14 protein-coding genes and 1 pseudogene are annotated in these 14,533 nt (G+C 67.4%); 5 read left to right on the forward strand and 10 right to left on the reverse strand.

The genetic code is table 11. The annotated features are described in order from the left end of the window. Positions 1-114: 114 nt before the first annotated feature. The 4 genes from AC5P67_RS04660 (at position 115) to galE (ending at position 5,118) form a co-directional block, all read left to right on the forward strand. The gene (locus AC5P67_RS04660) at positions 115-1,995 is read left to right on the forward strand and encodes a DUF3413 domain-containing protein (RefSeq protein ID WP_099490320.1); all 1,881 of its coding nucleotides are present in this window, start codon (positions 115-117) and stop codon (positions 1,993-1,995) included. 18 nt (positions 1,996-2,013) lie between these two features. Beyond that, a complete protein-coding gene (locus AC5P67_RS04665) occupies positions 2,014-3,159 on the forward strand; it encodes a glycosyltransferase family 4 protein (protein ID WP_065183947.1) in 1,146 nt (381 codons plus the stop codon). Next, positions 3,152-4,009: a polysaccharide deacetylase family protein gene (locus AC5P67_RS04670; RefSeq protein ID WP_005410470.1), complete on the forward strand. Its 858-nt coding sequence runs from the start codon at positions 3,152-3,154 to the stop codon at positions 4,007-4,009. Before AC5P67_RS04665 ends, AC5P67_RS04670 begins: the two co-directional genes overlap by 8 nt. A gap of 68 nt (positions 4,010-4,077) precedes the next feature. Beyond that, on the forward strand, positions 4,078-5,118 hold the full coding sequence (galE, locus tag AC5P67_RS04675) for a UDP-glucose 4-epimerase GalE (RefSeq protein ID WP_099490319.1): 1,041 nt from the start codon (positions 4,078-4,080) through the stop codon (positions 5,116-5,118). Positions 5,119-5,286: 168 nt separating this feature from the next. On the opposite strand, the gene glmM is transcribed toward galE, so the two are convergent. The 5 genes from glmM to trpB form a co-directional block, all read right to left on the reverse strand. Then, the gene (gene glmM / locus AC5P67_RS04680; protein ID WP_012480885.1) at positions 5,287-6,648 is read right to left on the reverse strand and encodes a phosphoglucosamine mutase; all 1,362 of its coding nucleotides are present in this window, start codon (positions 6,646-6,648) and stop codon (positions 5,287-5,289) included. Next, positions 6,648-7,523: an acetyl-CoA carboxylase, carboxyltransferase subunit beta gene (accD, locus tag AC5P67_RS04685; RefSeq protein ID WP_005410473.1), complete on the reverse strand. Its 876-nt coding sequence runs from the start codon at positions 7,521-7,523 to the stop codon at positions 6,648-6,650. The genes glmM and accD overlap by 1 nt, the downstream gene beginning before the upstream one ends. Before the next feature lie 260 nt (positions 7,524-7,783). After that, a complete protein-coding gene (trpA, locus tag AC5P67_RS04690) occupies positions 7,784-8,593 on the reverse strand; it encodes a tryptophan synthase subunit alpha (RefSeq protein WP_099490318.1) in 810 nt (269 codons plus the stop codon). 1 nt (position 8,594) lies between these two features. Then, positions 8,595-9,275, reverse strand: coding sequence for a hypothetical protein (locus tag AC5P67_RS04695; protein WP_099490317.1), 681 nt, complete (start codon positions 9,273-9,275; stop codon positions 8,595-8,597). Continuing rightward, the gene (gene trpB / locus AC5P67_RS04700) at positions 9,272-10,489 is read right to left on the reverse strand and encodes a tryptophan synthase subunit beta (RefSeq protein WP_005410476.1); all 1,218 of its coding nucleotides are present in this window, start codon (positions 10,487-10,489) and stop codon (positions 9,272-9,274) included. Before trpB ends, AC5P67_RS04695 begins: the two co-directional genes overlap by 4 nt. A 96-nt stretch (positions 10,490-10,585) precedes the next feature. On the opposite strand from trpB, the gene AC5P67_RS04705 reads away from it, so the two are divergent. Further along, positions 10,586-11,473, forward strand: a complete 888-nt coding sequence (locus tag AC5P67_RS04705) for a LysR family transcriptional regulator (RefSeq protein ID WP_062606178.1) — start codon at positions 10,586-10,588, stop codon at positions 11,471-11,473. A gap of 47 nt (positions 11,474-11,520) precedes the next feature. On the opposite strand, the pseudogene AC5P67_RS04710 reads toward AC5P67_RS04705, so the two are convergent. The 5 genes and pseudogenes from AC5P67_RS04710 to AC5P67_RS04730 form a co-directional block, all read right to left on the reverse strand. Next, positions 11,521-11,733, reverse strand: a pseudogene (locus AC5P67_RS04710) (peptidoglycan-binding protein); the annotation flags it as partial. A gap of 1 nt (position 11,734) precedes the next feature. Next, positions 11,735-12,424 (reverse strand): hypothetical protein, encoded by a 690-nt coding sequence (locus tag AC5P67_RS04715; protein ID WP_099490315.1) that lies wholly within the window; start codon positions 12,422-12,424, stop codon positions 11,735-11,737. Between the two features lie 280 nt (positions 12,425-12,704). Next, positions 12,705-13,361 (reverse strand): phosphoribosylanthranilate isomerase, encoded by a 657-nt coding sequence (locus tag AC5P67_RS04720; RefSeq protein ID WP_005410480.1) that lies wholly within the window; start codon positions 13,359-13,361, stop codon positions 12,705-12,707. After that, the gene (gene truA, locus AC5P67_RS04725) at positions 13,358-14,128 is read right to left on the reverse strand and encodes a tRNA pseudouridine(38-40) synthase TruA (protein ID WP_005410481.1); all 771 of its coding nucleotides are present in this window, start codon (positions 14,126-14,128) and stop codon (positions 13,358-13,360) included. Before truA ends, AC5P67_RS04720 begins: the two co-directional genes overlap by 4 nt. A 32-nt stretch (positions 14,129-14,160) precedes the next feature. Beyond that, entirely contained in the window at positions 14,161-14,523 is a 363-nt protein-coding gene (locus tag AC5P67_RS04730; protein WP_005410482.1) for a VOC family protein, read from the reverse strand. Positions 14,524-14,533 lie beyond the last annotated feature (10 nt).

Genomic DNA, 14,533 nt, shown 5'->3' on the forward strand with positions numbered 1-14,533 from the left:
ACGCTACTCGATCCTCGGAAACAAATCGATACAATGCGCCACCTGCGCACAATTTAACGAATCCATCACGTTGGCAGCGCAAGCCCCGACCGCGCCTCCCCGACCCGACGCACCATGCCCGACGCCCCAGCCGCCATCGCCCTTCCCTCTGCGGGCCCTGCCCTTCGCTGGCGCCGGCTTGCGTGGTGGTCCCTGTTCGTCCTGGGCAATGCACTGCTGGCGACGATGATCACCCTCGGCAACGTGCCGCTGTACGACAACCCGGGCGGCCACCAGGGCCTGGCCTATCTCGCGATTGCCCTGCCCGGGCACCTGCTCGCCTTCGGCGCGCTGGCCGGCGCGCTGCCACTGCTGCTGGGCCTGTGGCCGCGCAGCGCGCGCACGCTGAGCATCAGTGCGGTACTGCTGCAGGGCTTGTGGTTGTGCCTGCTGCTGGTCGACGCCAAGGTGTTCACCCTGTACCGCTTCCACCTCAATGCCATGGTCCTGAACATGGTGTTCGGCGGCGCCCTGCAGGACCAGGTTGCGTTGTCGTGGAAGACCTGGGTGCAGGTCGGCCTGCTGGTGGCAGCCATCTTCACCGCCGAGGGCATCCTGGCCTGGGCGTGCTGGAAGCTGCTGCCGGCCGCGCCACGCCGGCGCAGGGTGCTGCAGGCCTGGGCGGTGGTCGCCCTGCTGATGGCGAGCGGCCAGGTGGCCACCGCCTACTACGACGCACGCGGCGACCGTGACGTGATTGCCCAGTGGAACTACCTGCCCTGGGCCCAGCCGATCACCGCCAAGAGCTTCATGCGCAGGCTGGGCGTGGTCAGTGAACAGCAGGTCGGCCTGCCCGATCCTCGCCATGCGCAGCTGCTGTATCCGCTGCAGCCACTGCGCTGCCAGAGCCCACAGCGGCCCAATGTACTGATGGTCGTGCTGGAATCGCTGCGCCACGATGCGCTTACTCCGCAGATCATGCCGAACACCTCGGCACTGGCGGCCTCCGCTCGTGTCTACGACCGCCATTTCAGCACGGGCAACGCCACCCGCTATGGCCTGTTCGGCCTGCTCTACGGCCTGCCGGGCGGCTACTGGCAAAGCATGCTTGACGAACAGCGCGGCTCACAGCTGTTCAAGGTGCTGGGCCAGCAGGGGTACGACCTGCATCTGTACGGCAGCGCGCCGATGTACAGCCCGGAATTCGACCGCACTGCATTTGCGGACGTCCGCGACCGGCTGCACCAAGGCCCGCCCGGCCTGGGTTCGGAAGGCCGTGACAGCAGCATCGTGGCCTCGCTTCAGAAGGACATCCGTGCCAGCCAGGCAGCGCACACGCCGTGGTTCGGCTTCGTCTTCCTCGATTCCACCCACGCGCCCTACCACATGCCTGCAGGTTACCCGCCGCTGGCGACCCCGATGGCGCAGGAAATCGACTTCCTCAAGTTCGGTCCGGACCACGACCCGGCCCCGGAACTGAACCGTTACCGGACCGCCGTGCATTACGCCGACAGCCTCGTCGGCACCCTGCTGGACGATCTGCGCGCGCAGGGCCTGGATCAGAACACCATCGTCCTGGTCACCGGCGACCACGCCGAGGAGTTCAACGACCTGAAGCTGAACTACTGGGGCCACAACGGCAACTTCTCCGACTACCAGCTGCAGGTGCCGTTCGTGCTGCACTGGCCCGGCCAGGCCAGCGGCCATGAGACACGCACCAGTTCACATGAGGACTGGGTGCCGACGTTGATGCGCCACGCCCTGGGCTGCGAGAACGCACTGAGCGACTTCAGCACCGGCCAGGATCTGCTGGCCGAACCCGCAGGCGAGCGCGCACTGGTGGTGGAAAGCTGGTCACAACGCGCCGTCCGCCATGGCGATGCCATCTACGTGTTCGACAAGTTCGGCAACGCCACCGCGCTCGACCGGCACTACCGCCCGCTGCCGCGCCAGGCCCCGGATGCCGGCGCCGTCCGTACCGCATGGGAAGCGCTGACCCGCTTCCGCAACCGCTGACCACAGAGGATGGATTCCATGAAACGCTCGCTGCGGATCCTGCATACCGAAGCTGCCCGGGGAATGGGCGGCCAGGAGATCTACATCTTCCGCCACATGCAGGTGATGCGTGCGCGTGGGCACCAGGTGTCGCTGCTGTGCCAGCCCGATGCCCGCCTGGCCCAGCTCGCGCGCGACGATGGCTTCACCGTGCATACCCTGCGCATGGGCGGCCTGGCACGGCTGCTGCGCGGCATCTGGTCGGTGTCCCGCCTGGTACGCCGCGAACGCTACGACGTGGTCAACACCACCAGCCGCCGCGACGCACTGATCGCCGCGGCCGGCGCACGCCTGGGCGGCACGCCACTGGTGGTGCGCTCGCGCCACCTGATGAGTCCGGTCAATTCGTTACTGACCTATACCGGTCTTCCGCACCGGATCATCACCGTCAGCGATTTCGTCAAGCGACTGCTGGTCGACCGCGGCATTGCCGCCGAGCACATCGGCATCGTGCCCCCCATGGCGACGCCGCCGCGCTGGGGCATGACCGAGCAGGGCGATCCCTGGGAGAACCTGCAGGCCACCCGCGCACAGGTCCGCGCCGAACTCGGTTTCGCCGAGCGCGACATCGTGGTCGGCTGCGTGGCCGTGCTGCGCGAGCCCAAGGGCCATGCCGAGCTGCTGCGCGCCATGGCGCCACTATGCAAGACCAATCCCGACCTGCACCTGGCCGTGGTCGGCGACGGCGAGCCGGTCATGGGCCGCCTGCAGGCCCTGCGCAGCGAACTCGGGCTGGAGCGCCAGGTGCACCTGCTCGGCTTCCGCAGCGACGCACACCGGCTGATGGCCGGTTTCGACATCTTCGCCCTGGCCACCCACAAGGAAGCCTCGGGGACCGTGTTCCTCGAGGCGGCGCAGGCGGCACTGCCGATCGTCTCGCATCGCGTTGGCGGCGTGCCTGAAATGGTGGTGGAAGGCAGCAATGCCATCCTCACCCGGCTGGGTGATGACGCCGCCCTCACTGGTGCGTTGCGGCTGCTGGTGGATGATCAGGAACGTCGCCGGCAGATGGGCCGCGCCGGTTGGGACTGGATCCGCAGCGCCAAGCAGTTCAGCGCGGCCGGCCACGGAGAGGCCACTGAAAACTACTACCTCCAATGGTTGAAGGAGCTGGGTCATGGCTAACGCCAGAACCGTACCGGTGCTGATGCACCACCATGTCAGCAACTCGCCGGGAATGATCACCGTATCCCCGGAGAACTTCGAGAGCCAGATCGCCTGGCTCGCACGGACCGGCTGGACCTCGCTGACGCTGGACCAGTACGCCGGCTTTCTCGCCGGGAAGCCGGTGCCGCGCAAATCGATCGTGATCACGTTCGACGACGGCTACCTGGACAACTGGGTCTACGCCCATCCGATCCTGCAGAAATACGGCATGCATGCGGTGGTGTTCGTGGTCACCGGCTGGATGCACGAAGGTCCGATCCGCCCGCATGCAGGCATCGAAGGCGCCGAGCTGCCGGCCACGCCGGAACATCGCGCCTGCGAGGACCTGATCTACAAGCAGGGCCGCAGCGACGAAGTGATGATGCGCTGGAGCGAAGCGCGTGCGGCAATCGAAGCCGGCACGTTCGAGGTCCACTGCCATACCCACAGCCACACCCGTTGGCTCAAGCGCGATGACCTGGACCGTGCGCAGCGCCGCGAAGGCATCAGCGGCGACCTGGCCATGGCGAAGCAGACGCTGCTGGAGAAGCTCGGCGAAGTCTCCGATACGCTGTGCTGGCCCTATGGTGACTTCGACGATGACTACATCGAAGTGGCACGCGAACAGGGCTTCCGCTACCTGCACACCACCCATCCCTTCGGCCGCAACGTGATTGGCGGCGATCCGGAGCGGATCTATCGCTTCGCGATCCGCAACCGGCCGGCCAGCTGGCTGCGCAAGCGCATCGCATGGAGCTACAACCCGTTGATCGCGCCGATCTTCAACGGCTTCAAGGCGCGGCAGAAGAAGATGGTGCCTGGCCCTTAGGAGGCCACGTTCATCTTGATCGCGGCAGCACCCGTTTTTCGAATGGACTCAAAGGAACAGTGAAGGCAATGAACGTACTGGTGACCGGCGGTGCTGGCTACATCGGCTCGCATGCATGCGTGGAGCTGCAGCAGCAGGGGCACTGCGTGGTCATCGTGGACTCGCTGTGCAACAGCGACGCCAGCGTGGTCGAGCGCATCGGACGGATCACCGGCACGGCACCGGTGTTCGTGCAGGCTGACATCCGGGACCGGCCGCGCATGGCCGCCTTGATGCAGGAGCACGCGATCGATGCCGTACTGCACTTCGCAGCGCTCAAGTCCGTGGGCGAATCCCAGAAGATTCCACTGCAGTATTTCGACAGCAACATCAGCGGTTCGATTGCCCTGCTCGGTGCCATGCAGGATGCAGGCGTGCAGTTGCTGGTCTTCAGCTCTTCGGCAACGGTGTACGGCAACCAGGACCAATGCCCGGTGGCCGAGACCGCTTCAACCTGTGCGATGACGCCCTATGGGCGCACCAAGCTGGTGGTCGAGCAGCTGCTTGCCGACCTGGCGGCAACGGGCCAGGACCTGCATATTGCGACGCTGCGCTACTTCAACCCGGTCGGCGCCCACGCCAGCGCGCTGATCGGCGAGCTTCCGCATGGCACGCCGAGCAACCTGATGCCCTACATCGCGCAGGTCGCCGCCGGGCTGCTGCCGGAGGTCCAGGTCTTCGGGGACGACTATCCGACCCATGATGGTACCGGCGTGCGCGACTACATCCATGTGCAGGACGTCGCCAGCGCCCACGTGCTGGCCCTGCAGTTCCTTCGCGACCAGCGGCGCAGCATCACCCTCAACCTTGGCACCGGCCAGGGCCACAGCGTGCTGGAACTGATCCAGGCCTTCGAACTCACCACCGGCGTGCGGGTTCCGTTCCGCATCGTACCGCGGCGCGATGGCGACATCGCGGTCAGCTTCGCCGATGCCTCGCTGGCGCTGCGCGAGCTGGGCTGGAAGGCGCGTCACGATCTCACCGACATGTGCCGGGACACCTGGAAGTGGCAGCGGGCGATGTCACGCGCCGCACAAGGTGCAATGCCAGAGCACCTGCCCGCGCGCTGATGCGGGCAGGACCCAGCGGTCGGAAACGCCCGTACACGACGCGTCACAAGGTGCGCAGCCGCAGCTGAACGCGATCGCGGGTCGCGCACGGTTGAGTCCCCCTCCCAGAAAAAAACATGGCCGCATACGCGGCCATGTCGGGTGCAACACGCGGGATTGCCACGCTGCTCAGGCAGCGGCTTCGCGCACCGCAGCGGACAAGCGATCGAGTGTCTCCTGCATCAGCGTGGCGTCATCGGCTTCGACGGTAACCCGCACCACCGGCTCGGTACCCGACGGGCGCAGGAACGCGCGACCGCGGCCGGCCACCGACTGCTGCGCGGCTGCCAGCGCGGCCTGCACACTGTCGGCCTGCACCGTCGCCTTGGCCGAGACATTGCCCAACCGCACGTTGACCGTTTTCTGCGGCACCCGCTCCAAACCCTTCAGCGCCTGGCGCAGGGTCTGGCCGCCGTTGCGCAGTGCCACCAGTACCTGCAGGGCACTGACAATACCGTCGCCGGTGGTCGCCCGGTCCAGGCACAGCAGGTGGCCCGAGGCCTCACCGCCAAGCACGCCCCCGCCTTCGACCAGCGCCTGGTGCACGTATCGATCACCAACGTTGCTGCGCACGAACGGGATCTGCAGATCGGCGAAAGCTTTCTCCACGCCGTAGTTGCTCATCAGCGTGCCGACCACCGGGCCGCGCAGGCGGCCTTCGTCCTTCCAGGCGCGGGCCAGGATGTACAGCAGGTCATCGCCGTCGACCGGGTTGCCCTGGTCGTCGGCCATCAGCACACGGTCGCCATCACCATCGAAGGCGATGCCGAGATCGGCGCGGGTCTCGCGGACTTTGGCCGCCAGGTTGTCGATATGGGTGGAACCCACACCGGCGTTGATGTTGACGCCGTTGGGCTCGGCACCGATGCCGATCACCTCGGCGCCAAGTTCGCGGAACAGCAGCGGTGCGATCTGGTAGGTGGCACCGTGCGCGCAATCCAGCACCAAGCGCACGCCACGCAGGTCGAACGCGCGCGGCACGCTGGCCTTGCAGAACTCGATGTAGCGGCCGACCGCTTCGCGCGCGCGCGAAGCCTTGCCCAGCTTCTCCGACTCGGCGGTGGTGAACGGAACGTCCAGCGCCGCTTCCAGGGCCAGTTCGGTGGCGTCGTCGAGCTTCTCGCCCTGGGCGGAGAAGAACTTGATGCCGTTGTCGTAATGCGGGTTGTGCGAAGCGCTGATGACGATGCCGGCGTCCACGCCCAGCGTGCGGGTCAGGAACGCCACCGCCGGGGTCGGCATCGGCCCCAGCAGCTGCACGTCGGCGCCGGCAGCGACCAGGCCGGCCTCCAGCGCCGCTTCGAACATGTAGCCGGAAATGCGGGTGTCCTTGCCGATCACCACGATCGGCCGGCGCCCGTCCTGGCCGCGCTGGGCGACCAGGACACGGCCCAGGGCGTTGCCCAGGCGCAGCACGAAATCGGCCGAGATCACGCCTTGGCCGACCCGCCCACGGATGCCGTCAGTACCGAAGTACTTGCGGCCTCCCATCAAGCCACCTCCGGCGCCGGCTGACGGCCCAGCATTGCCAGCAGATCGGACAGGCGGTCGCGCATCTCGCGGCGGTCACAGATCTGGTCAATGGCACCGTGTTCCAGCAGGAACTCCGAACGCTGGAAGCCTTCCGGCAGCTTCTCGCGCACGGTCTGCTCGATCACGCGCGGACCGGCAAAGCCGATCAGTGCCTGCGGCTCGGCGATATTGATGTCGCCCAGCATCGCGAACGAGGCCGACACGCCACCGGTGGTCGGGTGGGTCAGCACCGAGATGTACGGCAGGCCCGCTTCACGCAGCTTGCCCAGTGCGGCCGAGGTCTTGGCCATCTGCATCAGCGAGAACAGGCCTTCCTGCATGCGCGCGCCGCCGCTCTGCGAGAAGCACACGTACGGGGCACCGATCTCCACTGCGGTTTCGGCGGCCAGCGCGAAACGCTCACCCACCACCGAGCCCATCGAGCCGCCCATGAAGGCGAAGTCGAACGACGATGCGACCAGCGCACGGCCCTTGAGCAGGCCGCGCATGGCGATCAGCGCGTCGTACTCACCCGTGTTCTTCTGCGCGATCTTGATGCGCTCGCTGTACTTCTTCTGGTCCTTGAACTTGAGCAGGTCGGTCGGGCCCAGGCGCGCACCGATCTCGGTGGTGCTGTCGGCGTCGAACAGGGCGGCCAGGCGCGCACGCGCGCGAATCGCCATGTGGTGGCCGCACTTCGGGCAGACCTCCAGGTTCTCTTCCAGTTCCGGACGGTACAACGCGCTGCCGCAGTTGCTGCACTTTTCCCACAGGCCCTCGGGGACACTGCGCTTCTTGCTGGGGGTGTTGTCGGTGCGGATGCCGGACGGCATCAACTTGCTGAGCCAACTCATGCGGGAGGACACTTCCGTTCAGGGCGGCCCGAGGGCCGCAAAGGCGGACAGTCTAGCTCCGCTTTCCCCGCCCGTGCACCCCCTTGCCGGCCACGGGGCCGCCGGAAAAAACCATGCTGGGACGTACGTTTAGGTGCTGGGTCATGCCGGCCGCTGGCCGGCAGCCCCCTACGTGCAGACCCATGGGTAGTGCCGGCCGCTGGCCGGCAGCACTTGCATGTGGCCGTCAGGCAGATGCCGGCCAGCGGCCGGCACGACCGTTACGCGTCCAGCGCCTGCCGCAGCGGGGCCAGGAAGTCTCCAGCACGCTGCGCGGCCTCTTCAGCCGAGCCCGCTTCGGCCAGCACCGCCACCAGTGCACTGCCGACCACCACGCCATCGGCCTGGCGCGCCATCGCCGCCGCACTGGCGGCGTCCTTGATGCCGAAGCCAGCAACCACCGGCACTGAAGCGCGCGCGCGCAGGGCCTGCAGGCGGGCACTGGCGGCGTCGCTGTCCAGGCGTTCGGACGCGCCGGTGACACCGGCAAAGCTGACGTAGTAGAGGTAGCCACGGGCCAGCGCCAGCAGCTTGTCGGCCCGCGCTTCGCTGGTGGTCGGCGACGCCAGCAGGACCAGTGCCAGGCCGGCTGCATCGAAGGCCTGCTGCGCTTCAACCGCTTCTTCCGGCGGCAGGTCGACCAGCAGTACGCCGTCCACGCCTGCGTCAACGGCGGCCTTGGCGAAGACCGCGTAGCCATGGATCTCCACCGGGTTGAGGTAGCCCATCAGCACCACCGGGGTCTGCGCGTCGCGCTCGCGGAACTGCGCCACGGCCTGCAGGACGTAGCGGCTGCCAGCCCCCCGTGCCAGCGCGCGCTCGGAGCTGCGCTGGATGGTCGGGCCATCGGCCATCGGGTCGGAGAACGGCACGCCCAGCTCGATCACATCGGCACCGGCCTCAACCAGCGCGTGCATGACCGGCACGGTGGCCTCCAGCGAGGGATCACCGGCAGTGATGAAGGGAATCAGCGCCTTGCGCTGCTGCTCGCGCAGGCGCTGGAAACAGGCATCGAGTCGGGATACAGGCATCTCAGGCACATCCTTCAATTAGTTCAATCGCATCACTGGTCCCCCAGTACATCTGGATGACCTTCCCTTCAAACAGTTCCACCCGGATGCCAAGGGCCGAGCCCGGGTCCTGCCAGGTGAGGTACTCGCCCTGCTCACCATCGTAGGCATGCGCGCTGGACACAGGCGGCTTCGGGAACCGGGCAATCGCCTGGGCGCGGGTCATGCCGACGCGCAGGCCGAATGGACCTGGCTGCTGGGTCGGCGCCCCACTTTCCGGATCCAGGCCGAGGTCGAAACGGACCACCCGATCTTCATCGGTCATCATCGACACGCCGGGCGGCAGCCCCTTGCCGTCGTAGTATTCGCAGCTACCGCCGATGGCTTCGACAGCCCCTTGTGCCGTCCACGGCCCGAAGGCCTTCAGATCGGTCATGTGCTGCCCGATCAATACCTCACCGGCATGGTCCAGCGCCACCGAGGCCACCGCTGGTGCGTCATCGCTGTCGGTATCGTCCACAGACGGCGGATCGTCGATCGGCGTGCGCGCCATCGGGTCGAGGTCATCATTGGCGGCGGGCTGCTGCGCCGGCTGCGTGGTGGCCTTGGCGGCCGGCGCCAGTACCGGTGGCTCCGGCGGCTGGCACGCGGCCAGCCCAAGCGCCAGCAGCAGCACGCCGCTGTTCCGCAGCCGCGCGCTCACAGCACCAGCCCTTCGCGCGCAGCGATGGTGTGCACGTCCTTGTCGCCACGGCCGGACAGATTGCACAGCACGATCTGGTCACGCGGTCGCTCGCGCGCCAGCTTGATCGCCTGCGCCAACGCATGGCTGGACTCCAGTGCCGGCAGGATGCCTTCGGTATGCGCCAGCAGATGGAAGGCCTGCAGCGCTTCCTCGTCGGTGATGCCGAGGTAGCGTGCGCGACCGGTATCGGCCAGGAATGCGTGCTCCGGGCCGACGCCCGGATAGTCCAGGCCGGCTGATACCGAGTGGGTCTCGATGATCTGGCCGTCGTCGTCGCACAGCACATAGGTGCGGTTGCCGTGCAGCACACCGGGGCGACCGGCAGCGATCGACGCGGCGTGGCGGCCGGTGTTGATGCCGTCACCGGCGGCTTCGGCGCCGACGATCTCGACCTGGCGGTCGTTGAGGAAGGCATGGAACAGGCCGATCGCATTGCTGCCGCCGCCCACGCAGGCAGTAATCGCATCGGGCAGGCGGCCGTATTCGGCCAGCATCTGCTCACGCGCTTCGCGGCCGACGATGGCATTGAAGTCACGGACCATGCGCGGATACGGATCCGGGCCGGCCACGGTGCCGATGATGTAGAAGGTGTCCTGCACGTTGGTCACCCAGTCGCGCATGGCTTCGTTGAGTGCGTCCTTCAGGGTGGCCGAGCCGGAAGTGACCGGCACCACCGTCGCGCCCAGCAGCTTCATGCGGTAAACATTGATCTTCTGCCGCTCGATGTCGGTGGCGCCCATGTACACCACGCATTCCAGGCCCAGCCGCGCGGCAACCGTGGCACTGGCCACGCCATGCTGGCCGGCACCGGTCTCGGCAATGATGCGCTTCTTGCCCATCCGCGCGGCCAGCAAGGCCTGGCCGATGGTGTTGTTGATCTTGTGCGCGCCGGTGTGGTTCAGGTCCTCGCGCTTGAGCAGGATCTGCGCGCCACCGACGTGATCGCTCAGGCGCTGGGCGTGATAGATCGGGCTCGGCCGGCCCACGTAGTGCGCCAGATCGCGGTCATAGGCCAGCTGGAATGCGGGATCCTGGCGCGCCTGGTCATAGGCCTGGGCCAGTTCCTGCAGCGGACCGACCAGGGTTTCGGCAACGAAACTGCCGCCATAGCGGCCGAAGTGGCCCTGGGCATCCGGGAAGGCGTGATAGTCGGCAATGGGGGAGGCAGACATGGATACGACCGGTGGTTCAGACAGGTGGATACTCTAGCGCACGGGTCATGACCGGAAAATGGATATTATCTGGCGCATATCGTCAGGAAATCTCACATGAGCCGTTCCCTGCTGCCTCCCCTCAATGCGCTGCGCGCGTTCGAAGCGACGGCCCGCCTTGGCGGCGTTGGGCGCGCCGCGCAGGACCTGCACGTCACCCACGGCGCGGTCAGCCGGCAGTTGAAGCTGCTGGAGGATCACCTTGGCCTGGCGTTGTTCCAGCGGGCCGGCCGTGGCCTGCGCCTGACCGCTGCGGGCACGCGCCTGCAGGCAGCATGCAGCGAGGCCTTCAGCGGCATCGAAGACTGCGTGCGCGAACTGCGGCGACCGACAGCAGCCCCGGCGCTGGTACTGGGCTGCAGTGGCAGCGTGCTGGCGCGCTGGATGATTCCACGACTGCCAGCATTGCAGGCTGCCCTGTCCGGCGTGCGCCTGCAGTGGTCGGCACTGGATGGCAGTTTCACCGAAGCGCAGGCGGCGCTGGACGCGGTGCTGCTGCTGGCGCAGGGCCCGTGGCCACGAGGCTGGCAGGTACGCGAGCTGGCGCCGGAACGGGTCGGCGTGGTGGTGGCGCCGTCGCATCCGGCCGCGCAGCGCCTGCGGCATGCACCGCCGTCGGCGCTGCTGCAGGAGACGCTGCTGCACACCAGCTCACGGCCGCAGGCATGGCCGGCATGGGCACAGGCGCACGATCTGGACGTGTCGAAGCTGCAGCTGGGCACCGCCTTCGAGCACCTGTACTACCTGCTGGAAGCCGCGGTAGCCGGGCTGGGCCCGGCGATCGCACCGGAGCCGCTGGTGGCCGAAGATCTGGCAGCAGGCCGGCTGGTCGCACCGTGGGGATTTACCGCCACCGGCGGCTTCTGGGTGCTGGCGCGGCCGGATGGCCCGGCCGATGCACGGGTGGACGCCCTGGCCGACTGGGCAGCAGCACAGCTGCGATGAGACAAGGCTCCGGGTGGCGTTCGCCCCCGAAGCCGGCAACACAAGCCTCAGCGACCGCCCATCGCGACCCGCTGCTGCTCCTCATGCACCTGCTGCTGGTGCGACGGATCTGCCAGCAGCTTGGCACTGGTCTGCTCCAGCGGCGGTGGCGCCTGAGCCAGATCGATGGCGGTGCGGAAGCCCGGCGTCGTGCCGATCACGAACGCCTTGCCATCCTGCACCGTGATGCTCTGCAGCTTGTCGGCCGCATCGATACCGTGATTACATTCCGTTGGAAAACACGTCGAGCACGTCCGCACTGACCCAGCCCTGCGCGCAGTTCCCGGCGTAACGTCCCGGCGCCGCCACATGGCAGGCCTCGCCCCCCGTGTTCGCCAGGCCAGTGATCGGCCTGTCGCCATAGGTGTCACACAACGTGTTGCCCTTGCACTTGCCGACCGTTGCTGCGGGAACCGCCACGACGTAATAGAACAGCGGATTCTGTCCGGTACGCCCGATGCCCTGCACGCAGACCAGCTGCCCCTTCGACAGCTTTGCGGTCACGCTGGCCTTGCTGCCGGTGGATGGCACCGCATTCAACGTCTCCACGCCCTTGGCGTCGGCTACGCCCGCGAAGAAGCCCTGGTCGCCACAGTCCGGCGACAGTTCGACATCGTAGAAATCACCGCTGTCCACATCGCCGGCCGTGCAGCCGCTGCCCGTATTGGCGTTGCTGCATTTCACGCCACTGGCCTGGATCAGCGCCGCCAGGCCGTCGGCAGCCGGTGCTGCCGCCGGAACCGTCGCCGGTGCTGTGGCGGGTGCGCCTGCCGGTGTGGCAGCGGCCGGTACCGATGCAATCGGGGCGGACGAGTCACCGGCCGCACACGCGCCCAATGCAAGCAGCAGGCCGGGCATGATCGTCAGGCGGGCCAGGCGGAACCGGCGGGAAGAGAGATGGGGCATATCCATTGCGTCCTCGTTCGAAAGCCAAGGCGTATCTCAGGAGTGCGGCCAGCGACACGCACACCACATCGCACCCAGCCAGGTCAGGCTGGGCCCATTGTGTCCGATCAGATGCTCGGGGGTGTCGACTTCCTGGCGCTGGTTCCTGAATTACCCGAAAGTGGGATGCTCACCGCATTCAGTAGACGTCCGCCTTCATGGCACGGCACGCGACAGGCAAGGACACAGACCCGGCGGAATGCACCGTCGGCGATGACGTTCCGGGTGCCCCCTCAGGGGGCGCGGATCACTCCAGGACCGTGCAGTCCGCGCGGCGCACTTCCTCGACGAAGGTGCGCATCCTGTAACCGTCCTTGATGCCCGGCTCCAGTTCGATGCCGCTGGACACGTCCACGCCCCAGGGAAGCGTGGCCAGCACAGCGTCGTAGACGTTTTCCGGGTTCAGCCCACCGGCCAGCAGGAACGGCCGGTGCAGGCCGGTCGGGATACGGCCCCAGTCGAAGGCCACGCCGGTACCGCCGCCGCCGCCGGGAGCGTGGCTGTCGAACAGGAACCCCGCCGCGCTCGGGTAACGCAACTGCAACGTGCGCGCATTGACCTCTTCCCGCCCCCCCATGGCGATCGCCTTCAGATAGGGCATGTTGAAGCTGCGGCAGAAGCTCTCGTCTTCCTCGCCATGGAACTGCAGCAGGGTTGGCCGCACCGTGCGCAGCACCTCGCGCACCTCTTCCTTGCTGTTGTTGCGGAACAGGGCCACCACATCGACCATCGGCGCGATCGCCTGGCGCATCGCGCGTGCTTCGGCAGGCGCAACCCGGCGGCTGCTCTCGCGGGCAAAGATGAAACCCACTGCGTCCACGCCCAGCTCACCGGCCAGGCGGACATCGCCGGCACGGGTCATGCCACAGAACTTGATGCGCGTGCGGTAGTAGGAGCGGCTCATAGCGTGACCTCGGCGGGCAGATGCCAGTTGTCGGGGTACAGGGGCCCAAGGAACACCAGGCCCTGCGGCGGTGCGGTGGGACCGGCTACGGTGCGATCGCGCCCGGCCAGCAGTTCGGCGATCCATTCCACCGGTTTTTCACCGCTGCCCACCAGGATCAACGATCCGACGATATTGCGGACCATGTGATGAAGGAATGCATTGCCCTGCACGGCCACTTCAATCACTTCGCCCTGGCGGCTGACCTGCAGTGATTGCAGCTCACGCCGCGCATGCAGCGCCTGGCACTGCACGGAGCGGAACGCGCTGAAGTCATTTTCGCCGATCAGGGCCTGGCCGGCGGCGTGCATCAGCGTCTCGTCCAGCGCCCGGCGCTCCCAGCTGAGGGTCTGCCGGTCCAGCGCCGGCCGCACCTCGCGGTTGAGCAGGCGGTAGCGGTAGCGGCGCGCGCGTGCCGAGAAGCGGGCGTGGAAATCGTCGGCCACCGGCACGCACCAGCGCACCGCGATCGAGCGCGGCAGGCGGGTGGTGGTGCCCAGCATCCAGGCGCGCGGATCGCGCACCACGTCGGTATCGAAATGGACGACCTGGCACTGGCCATGCACGCCGGCATCGGTGCGGCCGGCGCAGACCACCTGCAGCGGCGAATCGGCCACCGACGACAGGGCCTGCTCAAGGCTGGCCTGCACGCTGGGACCGCCCTCGCCCAGGTTCTGCCAGCCCCTGAAATCGCTGCCGTCGTATTCGACGCCAAGCGCGTAACGCATGTGCCACCTCGATATTGCGTATGGGGCGGCGCTCAGGCCGGATCGCGTTCGGACCAGACCGCCAGTTCGTTGCCACCGGGCTCGACGAACTGGAAGCGGCTGCCACCGGGGAAGGAAAATACCGGGCGCACGATCTCGCCGCCGGCGTCGCGCACGGCGGCCTCGACCGGTGCCAGTGCGTCGGCATACAGCACCAGCAGCGGTGCGCCGCTGTCGCTGGCCCGCTGCGGCTGGCCGCGGAAGAAGCCGCCCTGCAGGCGGCCATCGTCGAACGCCGTGTAGTCGCTGCCGTAATCGACGAACGACCAGCCGAACACCTTCTCGAAGAAAGCGCGGCTTGCGGCCGGGTCGCTGGAAGCGAATTCAACGTAGTCGATGCGACGCTCGCGGCTCATGGCAGGGTCC

Source organism: Stenotrophomonas sp. YJH_SMC_21, assembly GCF_059369555.1.

What these genes read in the sequence shown, in the direction of transcription:
- AC5P67_RS04660 (WP_099490320.1), top strand. Translation starts at nt 115, where the DNA reads ATGCCCGACGCCCCAGCCGCCATCGCCCTTCCCTCTGCGGGCCCTGCC.
- AC5P67_RS04665 (WP_065183947.1), top strand. Translation starts at nt 2,014, where the DNA reads ATGAAACGCTCGCTGCGGATCCTGCATACCGAAGCTGCCCGGGGAATG.
- AC5P67_RS04670 (WP_005410470.1), top strand. Translation starts at nt 3,152, where the DNA reads ATGGCTAACGCCAGAACCGTACCGGTGCTGATGCACCACCATGTCAGC.
- galE (WP_099490319.1), top strand. Translation starts at nt 4,078, where the DNA reads ATGAACGTACTGGTGACCGGCGGTGCTGGCTACATCGGCTCGCATGCA.
- glmM (WP_012480885.1), bottom strand. Translation starts at nt 6,648, where the DNA reads ATGGGAGGCCGCAAGTACTTCGGTACTGACGGCATCCGTGGGCGGGTC.
- accD (WP_005410473.1), bottom strand. Translation starts at nt 7,523, where the DNA reads ATGAGTTGGCTCAGCAAGTTGATGCCGTCCGGCATCCGCACCGACAAC.
- trpA (WP_099490318.1), bottom strand. Translation starts at nt 8,593, where the DNA reads ATGCCTGTATCCCGACTCGATGCCTGTTTCCAGCGCCTGCGCGAGCAG.
- trpB (WP_005410476.1), bottom strand. Translation starts at nt 10,489, where the DNA reads ATGTCTGCCTCCCCCATTGCCGACTATCACGCCTTCCCGGATGCCCAG.
- AC5P67_RS04705 (WP_062606178.1), top strand. Translation starts at nt 10,586, where the DNA reads ATGAGCCGTTCCCTGCTGCCTCCCCTCAATGCGCTGCGCGCGTTCGAA.
- AC5P67_RS04715 (WP_099490315.1), bottom strand. Translation starts at nt 12,424, where the DNA reads ATGGATATGCCCCATCTCTCTTCCCGCCGGTTCCGCCTGGCCCGCCTG.
- AC5P67_RS04720 (WP_005410480.1), bottom strand. Translation starts at nt 13,361, where the DNA reads ATGAGCCGCTCCTACTACCGCACGCGCATCAAGTTCTGTGGCATGACC.
- truA (WP_005410481.1), bottom strand. Translation starts at nt 14,128, where the DNA reads ATGCGTTACGCGCTTGGCGTCGAATACGACGGCAGCGATTTCAGGGGC.
- AC5P67_RS04730 (WP_005410482.1), bottom strand. Translation starts at nt 14,523, where the DNA reads ATGAGCCGCGAGCGTCGCATCGACTACGTTGAATTCGCTTCCAGCGAC.